Below are 14,374 nucleotides of genomic sequence, written 5' to 3' on the forward strand. Positions count from 1 at the left end.
TCAGTCGCTGCGGCGCTCGGCCACCAGGGCGCTGAGCTGCCTTAAACTTGCAAAGTGCTCGCGATTTTCCTCGGCGTCGCTGTCAAGGCGAATGCCATAACGCTTTTGCAGCGCCAGCCCCAGCTCCAGCGCATCAATGGAATCCAGACCCAGCCCGTCACCAAACAGGGGCGCTTCTGGTTCGATGTCGTCGGCCGTAATATCTTCAAGCTCCAGCGCTTCGATGATCATGTTGGCGACATCGCGTTCAAGTTCGGTCAATGAGGTATTGGCCATAGGGGGTCTCCGGGATCCTTGTTGTGGTCTCCGGGCAGACGAGTACGCCGCTGGAGCGTCGTCTGCCCGCCTGTTCGGGCGGCATATGATGCCAGAACCGAATATCCTTTGGGACGCTATCCGGTGTGTGGTGTTTCCATTCCCGTCATGGCCTGCCAGCAAAGCGGTGGTGTGCGCGTGATCAGATATTCCCGGTCCATCAGCCAGTCGGCCAGTAGCGGCGGTGTCACGATCTGCCCCCTGTTCTCGGAATTATCGACCGATCGAGCCTCCAGACGCACGGCATCCGGTGCTGGTGCCAGCGACAGCTCCATCAGCATGGCGGAAGGGGACTGGGGGGCCTGAGTCTGGATGCGATAGCGGTCAGGGACCGGTGAGTCGGTCAGAATCAGCATGACGCTGTCGCGTCCGTCGAACAGATAGCCACGTGCTTCGCTCAAGAGCGCCTCGAATTCCTCACCGGCTGCCGCCAGGGCGGCCATCGAGGTGTGATTGCCAAAGGCGATCGAGTAGACACCCAGCACAGCATTATGCACCGACAGACCGAATCGGGCGGGTGAAATCGGCTCGCCCTCGAACAGCGTATCGAGCATGTCCAGCGGTCGATGCCCATCACCGTGACGAGAGGCGTGCAATACGGGCATGGTTGTTCGCTCATGCGCGGCCATGTCACCCAGCAGGGTACAGACAGCGCGGCCCAGCGGCGTCAGACGGCGTCGCAGCAGGGCCGGTACACTCGACGCTGCCGGCTTTTCATCGGTGATGATACAGGCAGGCATGTCCTCGCCCGCGCGCTCGGGGAGCCAGGCACGCCAGCGGTGGAGATAGAGTACAGGTAGTGCTGTATCAGCATGGGATAAGCAGTCCATGCGAGCCTCCCGAAAAATGTCATCTGATTGTAAGCGGCAGGCGTGGTTTCATAAACCACGAGTATGACAGACGTGGCAGAGGCATGTGGTGGTGGCTGCCAAATGGTGATCGCCACAATGGCATGGCAGCATTTTCCCAAAACAGGTGTGATAGTCCCTGAAACAGGCCTTTTGTGGCTTTATACGGAGTTTTGAATGGCGCTTTCTACAGACGATCGCAATCGCCGACGATTCATGCGTCGTGCACTGGCCCTGCTGCCTGTTGCCGGCATGGCGGGAGCACTGGCAACCCCGGAGCGTGCGCAGGCCAGCGAGTCACGTGAGCGGTCCGAGGCGCTCGACATGACCGCCCGCAACAACATCCTTTACTGGGGTGCTGACCCGACCGGCAAGAGTGACAGCTCGGCGGCCTTCGTACGCGCGGCGCGCTCCAGCATCGTCAACAGCCTTTATGTGCCGCCGGGTCGCTACGCGATCGGACAGACAGTCGATCTCAAGGGCAAGAATCTCATTGGCCCCGGCAGGCAGCGTTTCAGAAATGAGGGCAACGCCATTTTGATGCCCTTCCACTCGCTGGGCGATGGCGTCATGTTTACCGGCCATGGCCCGGTAGTGCGGGATCTCAACTTCGCCACAGGTCGCAAGAAGGGCCGCTGGGACGGCACCTATATCGATAGCCCCGGCTACAATACCGTCATCGAAAATGTCCACTTCGCCGCGGGTGGTTTCGGTATCCGCGTGCGCGGCATCATGGTCAATTACAACCTGCTGCGTTGTACTTTTATCGGCATGGGGGTTGGGGTCCAGATCGACGATGAAAAAGGCAACAACTCCACGACGGCACGCTTTGTCGGTAACGAGTTCAACTACTCCGACAACGGCATCATTTTCGAGAAAAATGTCTACGGGGCAACCTTTCAGGACAACATCTTCGAGGCTTTGAAAGGCGATGCCGTTCGGGCAAGACTGATCTATCGCTCAAGCTTTATCGGTAACTGGTGGGAGGGGCGTAACAAGGGCAAGGCCCCCTGGCCCTGCGTGCGCACCACCGAAAGCCAGCAGTTCATGAACTGCTTTGCTTCCTCTAACACCTGCGTTTATGGCTGGACCAACGTCTTTGACAGTGACTCGCACAGTGGCAGCATGGGCGGTGTGTCGCTGGATGGTGGTGAGGTCGTGGTTCGCAATTCGACCGGTAATGCACTGCGCCTGTCACCGAATTCATTGCGCGCCGAGGCTGACGCCTGGAAGGAAGCCACGCCGCTGGTGATTCAGTCGAGTCATTCTGCCAAGACACGTCAGACCAACCCTATTGTCTTTCGTCATAGCGGTCCCGAAGGCGCCGTGGTGTTCGATACCGATCGGGAGTCAGGCAGCAAGGGCATATGGGATGGCAGCCTGCGCTTCGCCTCGCAGGTCGATGGTGACGACAAGGTGCTGTATGACGACTACCGGGTGAATCGTGGCCGCCCGGGTATGGTGGGCGAGACCTCACTGGTGGACAAGAAGGGGAAGGTGCGCCATGCCCTGACCGGGATCCCTCAGTTCGTCAAATGGCGCAAGGGCGGTGATGGACCGGGCTGTGACTTTTTTAGTCGCTGCGAGGTCGTCGACAAGGGGCAGGTCGAATTCTCCTTTCCCGATGGAGAAGTGGAGTTGCGCGACCCGATCATCACGGTCACGGTGGATGATGCCGGCATTGCCCATGACGGCATCGAGTATCTGTCCGCCTACTCCGGCTCGGTGAAGTATCAGGCCTGGAAAGGCTTTCGCATTCGCTTTGTCGATCGCAAGAGCGGGCAGCCGAGCCTGCCTGAAAGCTTCAATCTCTCGATTTTCCACCCGAGCTGAGTCACGGTCCGGCGCTTCTAAACGCTGTCGCCCACCGGCGCCGGCCGAGGCTGGTGACGGCGCTCGGGCAGGGCGTCCGGGCGCAGGCGTCGGGACAGCACATCCACTGCCATGTTGATCACGGCCGTCACCATCAAAAGAGCGACGGCCTGGTCAAACATCAGGTACTCAAAGCTCGAGTCGATTTGAAAGCCCAGCGTGACCACCCCCAGCATGCCCAGAAGTGCCGTCTCGCGCATGATGACCTCGGCGCGGTAAAACAGCAGCGCCAGGATGCCGGGGTAGATGCGAGGCAGCAGTTCGTGGCTATACAGATTGATTCCCCGAATACCGGGCAGGCCCGGTGTTACCTCATCGGCATGACGCGCCGCCAGAAAGGCAATCAGGGCACCGTTGTGCAGTGACAGCGCAATCCAGGCCGGCAGCAGTGACGGGCCGGTCAGCAGCAGCAGAATAAAGGCGAGCAGCAGTTCCGGTGTCGAGCGCATGACAATCAGCGCGCCGCGTCCCATGGTGCGCGTGGTGCGGTTGCCAAAATGGCGGCTGACCAGTGGCCAGGCCAGCAGGCAGACCAGCAGTGAGCCGACGGTGCTCATCAGCCCCAGCAAAAGCGTATTGCCAATGGCGGGCAGCAGATCCGGAAGTCTGCCAAACCACTGCGGCAGTGCCGCGAAGTCGCCTTCCAGCAGCGGCTGTGGCCAGATGTCATGGCTCACGAACTGCCATAAAAGCGTCGGGTTGACGCTGGGCCAGGGACCCAGCAAAAACGCCGTGCCCACCAGCCAGGGTACCAGCAGGCGGCGATGCGCCCACCAGGGCAGCAGGGCGATCAGCAGATAAAAGGCCCATAGCAGGGCACCGCCTTCATGATATCGCCCCTGGCGAAAGGCACTTTCCAGGTAATACCCAAGCGTTGGCAGACCCACAAAACCCAGTAGTACGCTGGCGCGCAGGGCGCATTCAAAACGATAACGGGTATAACCGGAAAGTCGCTGCCAGGCCAGTGGCAGCTCGGTATAGAAAAAGCGTGACAGCCGATCGGTTCTGGGCGACAGCGTCTGCGAAGGGCCGCGATCAATCTGAGCCAGGATTTCGGCATAGACCTTGGCAAAGGTGGCGGCATAGGGCAGGGCGATGGCAGCCAGCGCCGTAATGGCAGAGAGCCCGAAGACCTGAAGAAACAGCAGTGCCCAGAAAATCTCGTGAATGGCGCGCACGAAGGCACACAGGGTCCGTACCAGACGAGAGCGCATGAAGATCAGCGCCAGCGGGAACCCGAGCACAATGCCCAGCATCACCCCCCACAGAGCAAAGGCGATGGTCAGAAGCAGGGCATGCAGAGGCGATTCGGTCGCCGTGATATCCGGCAGAATCATTCCCTGAAGCATGCGCCACAGTTCCTTCCACGGATCACGGGTCGTGATCGATAGATCCGCCAGCGGCAGCAGTACCAGCATGATGGCCAGCATGATCAACGTCAGGCGCAAAAGCCTTGCGCCGACATTGTCGCCCCGCAGCCAGCTGAACCAGCCGGCAGGTGCATCAGTCCGTGACATAGAGCACGTCAAGGTCGTGGGAGGTCAGCTCACTGGCAGGGGCGTCGATAATGATGCGCCCCTCATCCAGGCCAATGATGCGATCAAAGTGCGCCAGTGCCAGTTCACGCTGATGCAGGGCCACCACACAGGTCTGGTGGCGTGTGTTGATCAGCTCCAGCAGCCGGGCACCCTGACGCGGGTCGACGCTGGCGACCGGTTCGTCTCCGATAAAGACCGGACGCTTTTGATACAGCGCTCGTGCAATGGCGACACGCTGCTGCTGGCCGCCGGACAGCTGGTCGACCTGACGCCGCAACAGCCCGTCCAGCCCCAGCATATCGGCAAGTCCGCTGATCTCCTGCCAGCAGGCCCGGTTGGGGCGCAGCAGGTTGGTCAGGTTCTGCCAGCGTGAAAAATGGGCCAGCCGGCCCATGTAAATGTTGTGATAGGCCGAAAGCGTGGGCACCAGCGCATTGGCCTGAGGACACCAGGCACCCTGGTCGCCGAGTCGAGTGCGCAGGGCATCGAGCAGGGTCGATTTCCCCACGCCGCTGCGTCCCAGCAGGGCGATGCGATCGCCCTGCGAGATATGCAGTGTCAGGTCGGGAAAGACAACGTGATCGTCATGGCCCAGACAGGCATGATCAAATTCTGCAATCACGCCAGAGACGTCCGGTTCAGCAGTCGCAGTTTCCAGCATGGGCTTATCGCAGCAGTCCCAGCTCCTGACCGACCTTCTCGATGGGCGCATAGTCCTCATTGGAGGCCGGAATGAATCCTTCCCGCGGAAAGCTTGCCAGCAGGTCGGGGTCAGTCATGTTCAGCAGGGCCTTCTGGACGTGCTGCGTCGTATCAGCACCGTAGTGATCATCGACATCGCCGCGAATGGTCCACTGGTAATCCGGATAGGCCGGCGTTGACCAGATGACGTGCACCTTGTCGGTATCCACACGGCCATCGGCCACGGCAGCATCCCAGACGGTGTAGTTGAGTGCGCCAATATCAAAGGCACCTGACTCTACCAGCGCCATGGTGCGGGTATGATCGCCCGAGTACCCGACGCGGGAGAACACCTTTTCCGGAGCCTCGTCAAAACGCTCGCGAAGATAGTAGTCGGGCATCAGACGACCGGATGTGGAGGTCTTGGCGCCGAAGGTAAAGCTCTTGCCCTTGACCGCATCCGACAGTTCGGACTGATCTGCCTTGAGTCCCGTATCGGTATTGGCAATGAAATAGGTCTTGAAGTCGGCGTCTTCCCTGCCCTGGGCAATCGCTTTCGAGCCGGGCACGATCTGGCGCGCCTGAACACCGGTCAGCCCGCCAAACCAGGCCAGCTGAACCTGGTCATTGCGAAAGGCACTGACCGCGGCGGCATAGGATTTGACCGGCACATACTCCACATCCAGACCCGTTTTTTCGGACAGATAGTCGGCCACCTTGTCAAAACGCTCCACCAGCCTTGCTTCATCCTCATCGGGAATGGCCGTAAAGCGGAAGGTGTCGGCGAATGCCGTAGTGCTCAGCATGACAAGTGAAAGGGCAACGAGCCTGCGCATCGGGGAAACTCCTCAGAAGCGTCGAGTAGGATTGGATCAAACGCGCATGCTAGCACGCTCTGATGGCTATATACGCCACTGCTGATATTTTTGTAGGTCCCTTGCTGACCAGACCAGACAGGGCGCACATAAAAAAACCCCTCTCGAAAGAGGGGTTTTGAACACCTGGACATCGAAGTATCAGGTGCCGATGTCTTTCAACGGTTTGCCGCTCATCAGGTTCTTTTCGATCTTCTCAAGCGAGATGCCCTTGGTTTCCGGGATCAGCAGCAGGGTGAAGATGATAAAGACCACGTTGAGCACCGACAGGATGCCGAAGGTCATGGCGCCCCCAATGGCAGCAATCATGACCGGGAAGAACTGGCCAATGGCAAAGTTGCCGACCCAGTTGGCAACCGTTGAGCAGCTCAGGCCAAAATCACGGCCGTTGAGCGGCTGAATCTCGGCACACAGGGTCCAGATCAGCGGGCCGGCCGACATGGCAAAACCGGCCACGAAGATCAAAAGCGACGCCATGCCGGTGTACTGCAGGAAGGTCGTGGTCGGGCCAATGACCAGAATCGTGGCCAGAACGGCCATGCTGGCGGCCATGACGGCAAAGCCGGCATAAAGAATGGGCTTGCGGCCCAGTCGGTCTACAAAGCCGATGGCAATGAAGGTGGCCAGCACGTTGACCAGACCCGTGGCAACCGTACTCCAGAGCTGTGCGGCCGTACCTTCGAACCCGGACATCTGGAAGATCTGCGGGGCGAAATACATGATGGCGTTCATGCCGGTGAACTGCTGTACCAGCTGCAAACAGATACCCAGCATGACCGAACGACGGAAATTGGGGTTTTCCTTGAACATCTGAAAGCCGCGGCTTTTCTGCTTGGCGTTGATGCTTTCCTCGATCTCGCCCATCTCGTAATCGATTTCAGTCTTGCTGCTGCGAAGCTTCGTGAGCACTTCACGTGCCTCGTCAAAGCGGTCCCGCGAGGCCAGCCAGCGCGGGCTGTTGGGGACCATGAGCACGCCGATGAACAGCATGGCGGCCGGAATCATCAAAACGCCGAACATCCAGCGCCAGCTTTCGATATAGCTAAAGGCCAGATTCGACATGAAGGCGGCCAGAATACCGATGGTGACCATCAGCTGATAAAAGGAGATGGTGGTGCCGCGGATACGCTCGGGGGCGACCTCGGAAAGATACAGCGGTGCCGTAAAGGAGGCCACGCCCACTGCCAGTCCCAGCAGAATACGGGCAATGATCAAAATGTTCGGGCTGGTGGACATGACCGCGACCAAGGCGCCGATAAAAAACAAAAGCGAGCTGTACATCAGCGCCTTCTTGCGGCCAAGGCGCTGTGAAATGGCGCCGGCCCCCAGTGCTCCCAGGGCGGCACCGGCCATCATGGAGCTTACGATCCAGCCTTCCATCAGGGTGGAAACATGAAACTCCTTGACGATAAAGGGCAGGGCGCCGGAAATGACACCGACGTCCATGCCGAACAGCAAACCTGCCAAAGCCGCCAGGCCACAGCTCAGCCAGACCATCGGCACAATGTCGGCATCTCTGACGGCGTCTGGTTTCGCCTGATCATAATTCGCAGCACCTGGGCTGCTCCCTGAGTGACCTACCATGTCATTTTCCTTGTCCTGCCAGGTTGAAAGGGCGTTGCTTAATCGTGTCAGCCGTAAACTATCAGCACTGCTGCCTGGGTACTGCGCCATTATGGGCATTTGCTGTCACGTGCAGAGGACAGCAGGCGATGAAGGGCACGGATTTCATAAGCCCGTGAGAAATGGCCAGCGATCGACAGTTGATGGCATCAATAATCATGCGCACCATAATAAAGTTGTTAAGGTAGGGTAAGGCCAGCGATTATCGTTGCTTGTTAGACCAAAGGCTTATGATTCGTTCAGGAGCGGCAGGGTAATCACGGTCAACGCGTTCTAAAAATGTCATCCCCAAGGTAAAAGAGTGCTGATATCATTGGATCTTCATGCAGCCTCGATGCCGCCGAACTATCCTGTCAAATGACGCATGATCAGGGTTGTGCGCAGCCACGTCCGTGCAAACGGTCTGCCAGCCATGTCAGACGTATTGGTTCGACAGTGTCTATACCCGCAAGGGAAGACGATGGGGCTGCTACCTGCTGCCCTGATGGAAGCGAAGCAATGTATTGCGAGGATGATGTCCTGATGTCTAACGTTGTCGGAAATCTACCAAACCGGGAAGGGAGCACGGCATGAGTGTGAATGACGACAACAATACTGCTGTCGATCTGGCGCTTTTCGGCGCACTGGGTGATCTGGCCCTGCGCAAGCTGTATGTCGCGCTCTACCATCTGGATCGCGAATCGCTGATGGCGCCCGAGACCCGAATTCTGGGTCTGGCCCGCCAGGAATACGATAATGATGCTTTTCGTGCGCGCGTACGCGATGCACTGGAAACCCGTGTGCGCGCCGATGAGCGCACCGAGGAGAGCATGAATCGGTTTCTGGCGCGGCTGGACTATATCGAAATCGATTTTTCCTCTCCCGACAGTTACAACCAGATTGCCCAGTGGCACGGCACCAGTGCGCAGCCGCTGACCATCTATCTGTCGGTGCCGGCCCGCCTGTATGGCGAGATCTGCGCCAATCTGTCCCAAAGCGGCTGTCTGGACAACGAGTCCCGTGTGGTGGTCGAAAAACCGATCGGCTATTCGCTGCAGACTTCTGAAGAGATCAATGACGCCATCGGTGCCGTCTTTGATGAAAGTCGGATCTATCGCATTGACCACTATCTGGGTAAGGAAACAGTCCAGAACCTGCTGGCCCTGCGCTTTGCCAACCCCTTGTTTGGCAGTCAGTGGAACCAGAGCCATATCTCGCATGTCGAGATCACGGTGGCCGAGACGGTCGGGATTGAAGGGCGCTGGGGCTATTTTGATCAGGCCGGCCAGCTCCGCGATATGGTCCAGAACCATCTGATGCAGCTTCTTTGCATGATCGCCATGGATCCGCCTTCCAATCTGGATGCCGACAGCATTCGCGATGAGAAGGTCAAGGTGCTCAAGGCGCTGCGTCCGTTTGAAGGCGAGCGTCTGGATACCGATGTGGTGAGAGGGCAATACATTGCCGGCACCATCGCCGGCAAGTCGGTGCCGGGCTATCTCGAGGAAGAGGGCGCCAATGTTGATTCGCGCACCGAAACCTTTGTGGCCTTCAAGACCGAGATCCAGAACTGGCGCTGGGCAGGCGTGCCCTTCTATCTGCGTACCGGCAAGCGCATGCCGGAGAAACTCTCGCAGATCGTGATTCACTTTCGCCCGCAGTCGCATTACATCTTTGATAACGATCAGCGCAGCATGGCAGCCAACAAGCTCATTATTCGGCTGCAGCCCGACGAGGGCATTGCCCTGCAGGTGCTGACCAAGGACAGCGGGCTGGACAAGGGCATGCGCCTGCGCACCGGGCCACTGCATCTGGATTTCCATCAGGCCTTCCCGTCGGCACGTATTCCGGATGCCTATGAGCGCCTGTTGCTGGAGGTCATGAAGGGTCAGCAGTATCTCTTTGTGCGTCGTGACGAGATCGAGTACTCCTGGCGCTGGATCGATCAGCTGATCAAGGGCTGGGAGGCGCGCGATATCATGCCCAAGCGCTATCCGGCAGGCTCGTGGGGGCCGGTGTCCTCCATCGGAATGATCACCCAGGACGGCCGCAGCTGGTATGAAGACTATTAATCATGAAAACGACCAACCATGAAAACGACTGAAGCCGACGCACGTACTCGAGTGGCACATGATCTGGCGGTCAGTGTGGCCGCTGCCCTCAGAGAGGATCTCGAGCAGCAGGAGCGGGTCACGCTGGTGCTTTCGGGGGGCAGTACGCCAAAGCCCTTTATGCAGGCGCTGAGCCGAATGGCACTGGCGTGGTCACGCGTAGACATTACGCTGGCCGATGAGCGCTGGGTGGCAACCGATCACGATGACAGCAACGATCGCTTTGTTCGCACCCACATGATAATCAATGCGGCCGCCGAGGCTCGTTTTCATCCGCTCGTTAACGAGGCACCAACGCCTGAAGCCGGTGCCGATGAGGTGGGTCAGCGCCTTGCTGCGTTGACCTGGCCTGCCAGTGTCGTGGTGCTGGGCATGGGTGGCGATGGCCATACGGCGTCTCTGTTTCCCGACAGCGCAGAACTTGGTGACGGGCTTGAAAGCGAAGCGCTGGTCATCGCGGCGCATGCGCCAAGCGTTGGTCAACCCCGCATCTCTCTGACGCGCGATCGCCTCATGCGCTCGCATCGTCGCTATCTGCATCTCAACGGTGGCGATAAAAAAGCCGTACTGGCCAATGCCATGGCAGGTAGTGATCAACATGAACTGCCGATCCGGGCTTTTCTTGATGCGCCGCTGGCACTTTACTGGGCACCGTGACACGATCAGGATACGATAAAGTATATCCCGGCGCGTCAGGCGGTGTCGGGAAAGAAACAAGCCGGGTCGAGGATGTCTGTCTTCGATCTGTTTAGCGCGGCGCATACCGCCGGGGTGATGATCAGGAGGCTTCATGTCATCGGACAAGCAGTTACCGTCCACACGTACGACCGAAATTGACAGTATCTGTCAGCGGACCACGGTCATTCCGGTGTTGACCATTCATCGCATCGAAGACGCCGTGCCGCTTTGCCGGGCGCTTTACGAAGGTGGGCTGACCGTACTGGAAGTGACCCTGCGCACCGACTGTGCCATGGAAGCGCTGTATCGACTTCGTGATGAGTTGCCCGAAGCCAGCATTGGTGCCGGTACGGTCCTGACGCCGGCGCAGTATCGTCGCGCCGAAGATGCCGGTGTCGACTTTGTGGTCACACCCGGCACGACTGATCGCCTTTACGAGTACGGCATTCAAAGCCCTGTCCCCCTGCTGCCGGGGATCGCAACGGCAACGGAGCTTCTGACCGGCTGGCAGTACGGCTATCGTCGCTTCAAGTTTTTCCCGGCTGAGGCCAGTGGTGGCGTCGGGGCGCTCAAGGCGCTCGCAGGCCCCCTGGGAGATGTCCAGTTCTGTCCTACCGGTGGCATTACGCCTGACAATGCAGCCAACTATCTACGGCTTCGCAACGTCATGTGTGTGGGCGGTACCTGGGTGACCCCGAAGGAACTGATTGAAAATGAAGACTGGGACGGCATTCGCGCCATCGCGCGTGAAACCGTGGCCACTATCAAGCATTAAGTGAATTGAGTGATCAAACGGCAGGGCATGATTGACCCTGTCAGTACCGGCTCTCTCGGCAGCCTCGGCTGTTGTTTTGCCCGTCTCACCTTGAGGCGGGCTTTTTTTGGTCTACAGGTCATGACTTCTGGTTTGCAGGTCTTGCCTGTGTCATTGGGTCACCCGCCAACCCATGCTCATCCATACAGACAAAAAAAGGCTGCCCTTCGTGAAACGGGCAGCCTTGGGTACCTTCAAGGGAAGCAGACGTCAGGGCACGCGATAGGCGCGTACGGCTTCCAGCAGGGCAAACCACTCCGGTCGGCTCAGGGTCAGACCGGCATCGTGTGCCAGTGCCTGCAGTCGGGCAGGGCGAAGCGTTCCCACGACGGCTCTGGGCTGTCCCGGAATGGTGTGAAGCCAGGCCAGGGCGACGCCGGCAGGGCTGACCTGGTGGGTGTCGGCCATGGTCTTGAGCATCTGGCCCAGCTGGTTTTCAAAGATACGCCCACCCCATAGCGGAGAGCCGGCAAGGCCTGCCATGTTGTCGCGGCGCATGCTGTCCCACATGCCATCAAAAAGCATCTGACTGCGGGCAATCGACATTTCCATCTGCTGGCAGGCCAGCGGGGTCTGCATGGCGGCCTGCAAATGGCGCCACTGGGCAGGCAGGAAGTTGGCCACGCCGATGCGGCGAGCGCGCCCGCTTTCAACGATGGTATCCAGCGCCCGTCCGGTCGCTTCAACATCCATCAGGGGGTCGGGGCGCATGAGCATGAAGGTGTTGAGCTGCTCAAGACCCAGCTGCTTCAGCGCGCGATTGACGACCTCATCAAGATACTCGGGCCGGGTATCGTAATATTTGGCACCAAAGCGATCGTCATTCCGGCGAGCCGGAATGACGCCGGCACTCATGTCGAACTGCAGTTGTCGGACCTGACTGGCCGGAAGCTGTCGGATCGCCTGCCCCAGCAGGCCTTCCTGTGCCTTTTCGAAATCACTGTGGTCGAACTCGCAGAGCCCCTCTTCAAGGCGCTGCTGAAACCAGCTCGCCAGTGCTTCGGGCGTTTGCAGGCTGTCGTAGTACGGTAGCTGGCGCAGACCGATCACAAAGGGCGCGGCTGTCATGCTCATCAGGGTTATTCCCGAGCAGAGGTTTCAGGACTTATGTGCATCGACAGGACGTGCTGTGCCCCGGGGGCCAGCCAGACCGGATCCAGGCGGGTACAGGCCGGTTCGATGCAGATGAAGTTCAGGCGTTCGCGTTCGGGGATATCACCTGGCAGCTTGTCGCCCGGATGCCAGACCACGGTCGAGTCGCTCCCCTGCTTGGCGATTCTCAGGCGGCGGTGGCCGTCATCGAGCACCAGCGGTCGGCTGGAGTGATGGATGCGGTCCAGCGCGCCGCGAATGCCCAGCACGCCGGTTTGCTCGGCTTCGGCGTAATCGGCCAGCTTGTCCAGATAGCGGGCGCCGCCGAGCCCTTCAATGCGACACTGGTGGGTGTCGGGCACTGCAAAATAGGCGTGCAGCGCCTGGGTCAGGCGTACCGGTGTTTCGCCAATGTGTTCAGTAACAAGCTCCATGGCCAGACGCTGGGCGTTGGCATGAATGACCAGTCGGGGGGCCAGCGTGTCATGCAGTCGCGCTTCAGGCGACAGGTGGATTTCCACGCCACCTTCCACGTCCTCGTCAACGGCGTCGATGCGCCAGTTGGCGGTACGTGCAAGACCATGCATCTGACCCTTGCCGTCCTCGGGCTCGCCGAACCAGGGCCAGCACAGCGGCACGCCGCCACGCAGGGCCTCCGGCGGTGCCTTGGGCGTGGAGGTGGTCCAGAGCCAGCCGCGCTCTCCGGCCGGCGCATAGTGCAGCAGATGGCCGCCGTGGCGGGACAGTACAAGCTGGCCCCAGTCATCGTTGATGACCAGCAGCGAGCGGCCCTGCCAGGTGGCATCACGCTGCCCCTGAGTGGCCGATAGAAGCTCGCTCAATGCATCCGGGATCATGTCACCTCCTCGTTGTGGAGTGCTTCGGCAGCGCCCAGCAGTCCGGTCCATTTGGCGGTCACTACCCAGGTCGCAATATCGGCATTGTAGGGGCTCATGCGTCCCTTGTCGGCAAAGGCCTTGCGAAAGTCGCTGACCCGAAGGGTATCAAGGATGCGGGGCAGAATCCCGCCGCACAGATAAACGCCGCCGCGGGCACCCAGCGTCAGGGCCGCATCGCCAGTGGCATCGCCAAGAATCTTGCAAAAGCGCAGGACGGCCTGATGGGCCACAGGATCTTCTTCGCTACGGGCAGCTTCGCTGACGCAGGCCGGAGTTTTCAGAGTGCACTCGTGGCCTTCGAACTCGCACATGGCCGTGTAGATATCCAGCAGACCCTGGCCGCACAGCATGCGCTCGATCGAGACGCGGCCGTAGCGGCCTCGAAACCACTGCAGCAGGCGAATCTCGAAATCATCGACCGGGGCGAAGCTGGCGTGGCCGCCTTCGGCCGATAGCGGAATCCAGAAACGCTGGCTGGGGGCCAGACCGGCCAGTCCAAGGCCGGTGCCGGGGCCGATCACCAGCCGCGCACGGCCGGGTTCGCTGTGACCATCGCCCAGGTTGACCAGATCTTCATCGGGAATATGAGGCAGACCCAGTGCCATGGCGGTAAAGTCATTGATGACCTTGAAGTTGTCCAGCTTCAGGCGCTGTTTCATGTCGCTTTTTGAAAAGCGCCATGGATTGTTGGTCATCTTGATTTCGTCGTCGTGAACCGGGCAGGCAAAGGCCAGACAGGCTTCGGTCGGTCGCTCACCGTTGATGCCGGCGAGATAGGCGTTGACCGCATCATCGAGGTTGGCGTAATCGGCGCAGGCCAGCGTCTGGATGTCGTGCAGATCGAAGGCGCCGGGGGTCACCAGGGCGAAGCGGGCATTGGTGCCACCGATATCGCCGACCAGGGCGGGGCGTGTCATGGCGGATGATACTCCTGAAGTTCTATAAGTCTTTGAAACAAATCCTGCTCATCGATGCCGCCAGAATATCAGTCATCAGGGCAACACGCTGACGCGAGGTAGTCACACAGGATAAAGCATGTCATATAGTCA

The 14,374-nt window shown here is 59.5% G+C and carries 13 protein-coding genes; 4 read left to right on the forward strand and 9 right to left on the reverse strand.

Annotation, left to right across the window (positions count from 1 at the left end; all coding sequences use genetic code 11):
* Both KSP9073_RS11435 and KSP9073_RS11440 read right to left on the reverse strand, forming a co-directional pair.
* Positions 1-276, reverse strand: a complete 276-nt coding sequence (locus KSP9073_RS11435) for a phosphopantetheine-binding protein (RefSeq protein ID WP_243409211.1) — start codon at positions 274-276, stop codon at positions 1-3.
* A 116-nt stretch (positions 277-392) separates the two neighbouring features.
* Entirely contained in the window at positions 393-1,145 is a 753-nt protein-coding gene (locus KSP9073_RS11440; RefSeq protein ID WP_108843092.1) for a beta-ketoacyl synthase chain length factor, read from the reverse strand.
* Between the two features lie 195 nt (positions 1,146-1,340).
* On the opposite strand from KSP9073_RS11440, the gene KSP9073_RS11445 reads away from it, so the two are divergent.
* Complete coding sequence (locus KSP9073_RS11445) at positions 1,341-2,996, forward strand: pectate lyase family protein (RefSeq protein WP_108843093.1); 1,656 nt, start codon at positions 1,341-1,343, stop codon at positions 2,994-2,996.
* A 17-nt stretch (positions 2,997-3,013) separates the two neighbouring features.
* Here KSP9073_RS11445 and KSP9073_RS11450 read toward each other — a convergent pair whose 3' ends face one another.
* From KSP9073_RS11450 to KSP9073_RS11465, 4 genes are all read right to left on the reverse strand, one after another.
* Positions 3,014-4,552, reverse strand: coding sequence for a PhnE/PtxC family ABC transporter permease (locus KSP9073_RS11450; RefSeq protein WP_108843094.1), 1,539 nt, complete (start codon positions 4,550-4,552; stop codon positions 3,014-3,016).
* On the reverse strand, positions 4,539-5,234 hold the full coding sequence (locus KSP9073_RS11455) for an ATP-binding cassette domain-containing protein (protein ID WP_133241016.1): 696 nt from the start codon (positions 5,232-5,234) through the stop codon (positions 4,539-4,541). The genes KSP9073_RS11450 and KSP9073_RS11455 overlap by 14 nt, the downstream gene beginning before the upstream one ends.
* A 4-nt stretch (positions 5,235-5,238) precedes the next feature.
* Positions 5,239-6,090 (reverse strand): putative selenate ABC transporter substrate-binding protein, encoded by an 852-nt coding sequence (locus KSP9073_RS11460; protein ID WP_108843096.1) that lies wholly within the window; start codon positions 6,088-6,090, stop codon positions 5,239-5,241.
* A 180-nt stretch (positions 6,091-6,270) separates the two neighbouring features.
* Complete coding sequence (locus KSP9073_RS11465) at positions 6,271-7,713, reverse strand: sugar porter family MFS transporter (protein ID WP_279310064.1); 1,443 nt, start codon at positions 7,711-7,713, stop codon at positions 6,271-6,273.
* A 608-nt stretch (positions 7,714-8,321) separates the two neighbouring features.
* Here KSP9073_RS11465 and zwf point away from each other — a divergent pair.
* The 3 genes from zwf to KSP9073_RS11480 all read left to right on the forward strand — a co-directional run bounded on the left by zwf (position 8,322) and on the right by KSP9073_RS11480 (position 11,295).
* Positions 8,322-9,803 (forward strand): glucose-6-phosphate dehydrogenase, encoded by a 1,482-nt coding sequence (zwf, locus tag KSP9073_RS11470; RefSeq protein ID WP_108843097.1) that lies wholly within the window; start codon positions 8,322-8,324, stop codon positions 9,801-9,803.
* Positions 9,804-9,821: 18 nt separating this feature from the next.
* Positions 9,822-10,499, forward strand: coding sequence for a 6-phosphogluconolactonase (gene pgl / locus KSP9073_RS11475; RefSeq protein WP_108843098.1), 678 nt, complete (start codon positions 9,822-9,824; stop codon positions 10,497-10,499).
* 133 nt (positions 10,500-10,632) lie between these two features.
* The gene (locus KSP9073_RS11480; RefSeq protein ID WP_108843099.1) at positions 10,633-11,295 is read left to right on the forward strand and encodes a bifunctional 4-hydroxy-2-oxoglutarate aldolase/2-dehydro-3-deoxy-phosphogluconate aldolase; all 663 of its coding nucleotides are present in this window, start codon (positions 10,633-10,635) and stop codon (positions 11,293-11,295) included.
* A gap of 249 nt (positions 11,296-11,544) precedes the next feature.
* Here the strand turns inward: KSP9073_RS11480 and KSP9073_RS11485 are convergent, their stop codons facing one another.
* The 3 genes from KSP9073_RS11485 to glk are packed head-to-tail and all read right to left on the reverse strand — an operon-like array spanning position 11,545 to position 14,242.
* The gene (locus KSP9073_RS11485; RefSeq protein WP_108843100.1) at positions 11,545-12,408 is read right to left on the reverse strand and encodes an aldo/keto reductase; all 864 of its coding nucleotides are present in this window, start codon (positions 12,406-12,408) and stop codon (positions 11,545-11,547) included.
* Between the two features lie 5 nt (positions 12,409-12,413).
* Positions 12,414-13,283 (reverse strand): D-hexose-6-phosphate mutarotase, encoded by an 870-nt coding sequence (locus KSP9073_RS11490; protein WP_108843101.1) that lies wholly within the window; start codon positions 13,281-13,283, stop codon positions 12,414-12,416.
* Positions 13,280-14,242 carry a glucokinase gene (gene glk, locus KSP9073_RS11495; RefSeq protein WP_108843102.1) on the reverse strand — a complete coding sequence of 321 codons (963 nt, stop codon included), beginning with the start codon at positions 14,240-14,242 and terminating at the stop codon, positions 13,280-13,282. The genes KSP9073_RS11490 and glk overlap by 4 nt, the downstream gene beginning before the upstream one ends.
* Positions 14,243-14,374 lie beyond the last annotated feature (132 nt).

Origin of the sequence: Kushneria phyllosphaerae (assembly GCF_900312995.1) — a bacterium.
In the GTDB taxonomy this organism is placed as follows: Bacteria; Pseudomonadota; Gammaproteobacteria; order Pseudomonadales; family Halomonadaceae; genus Kushneria; species Kushneria phyllosphaerae.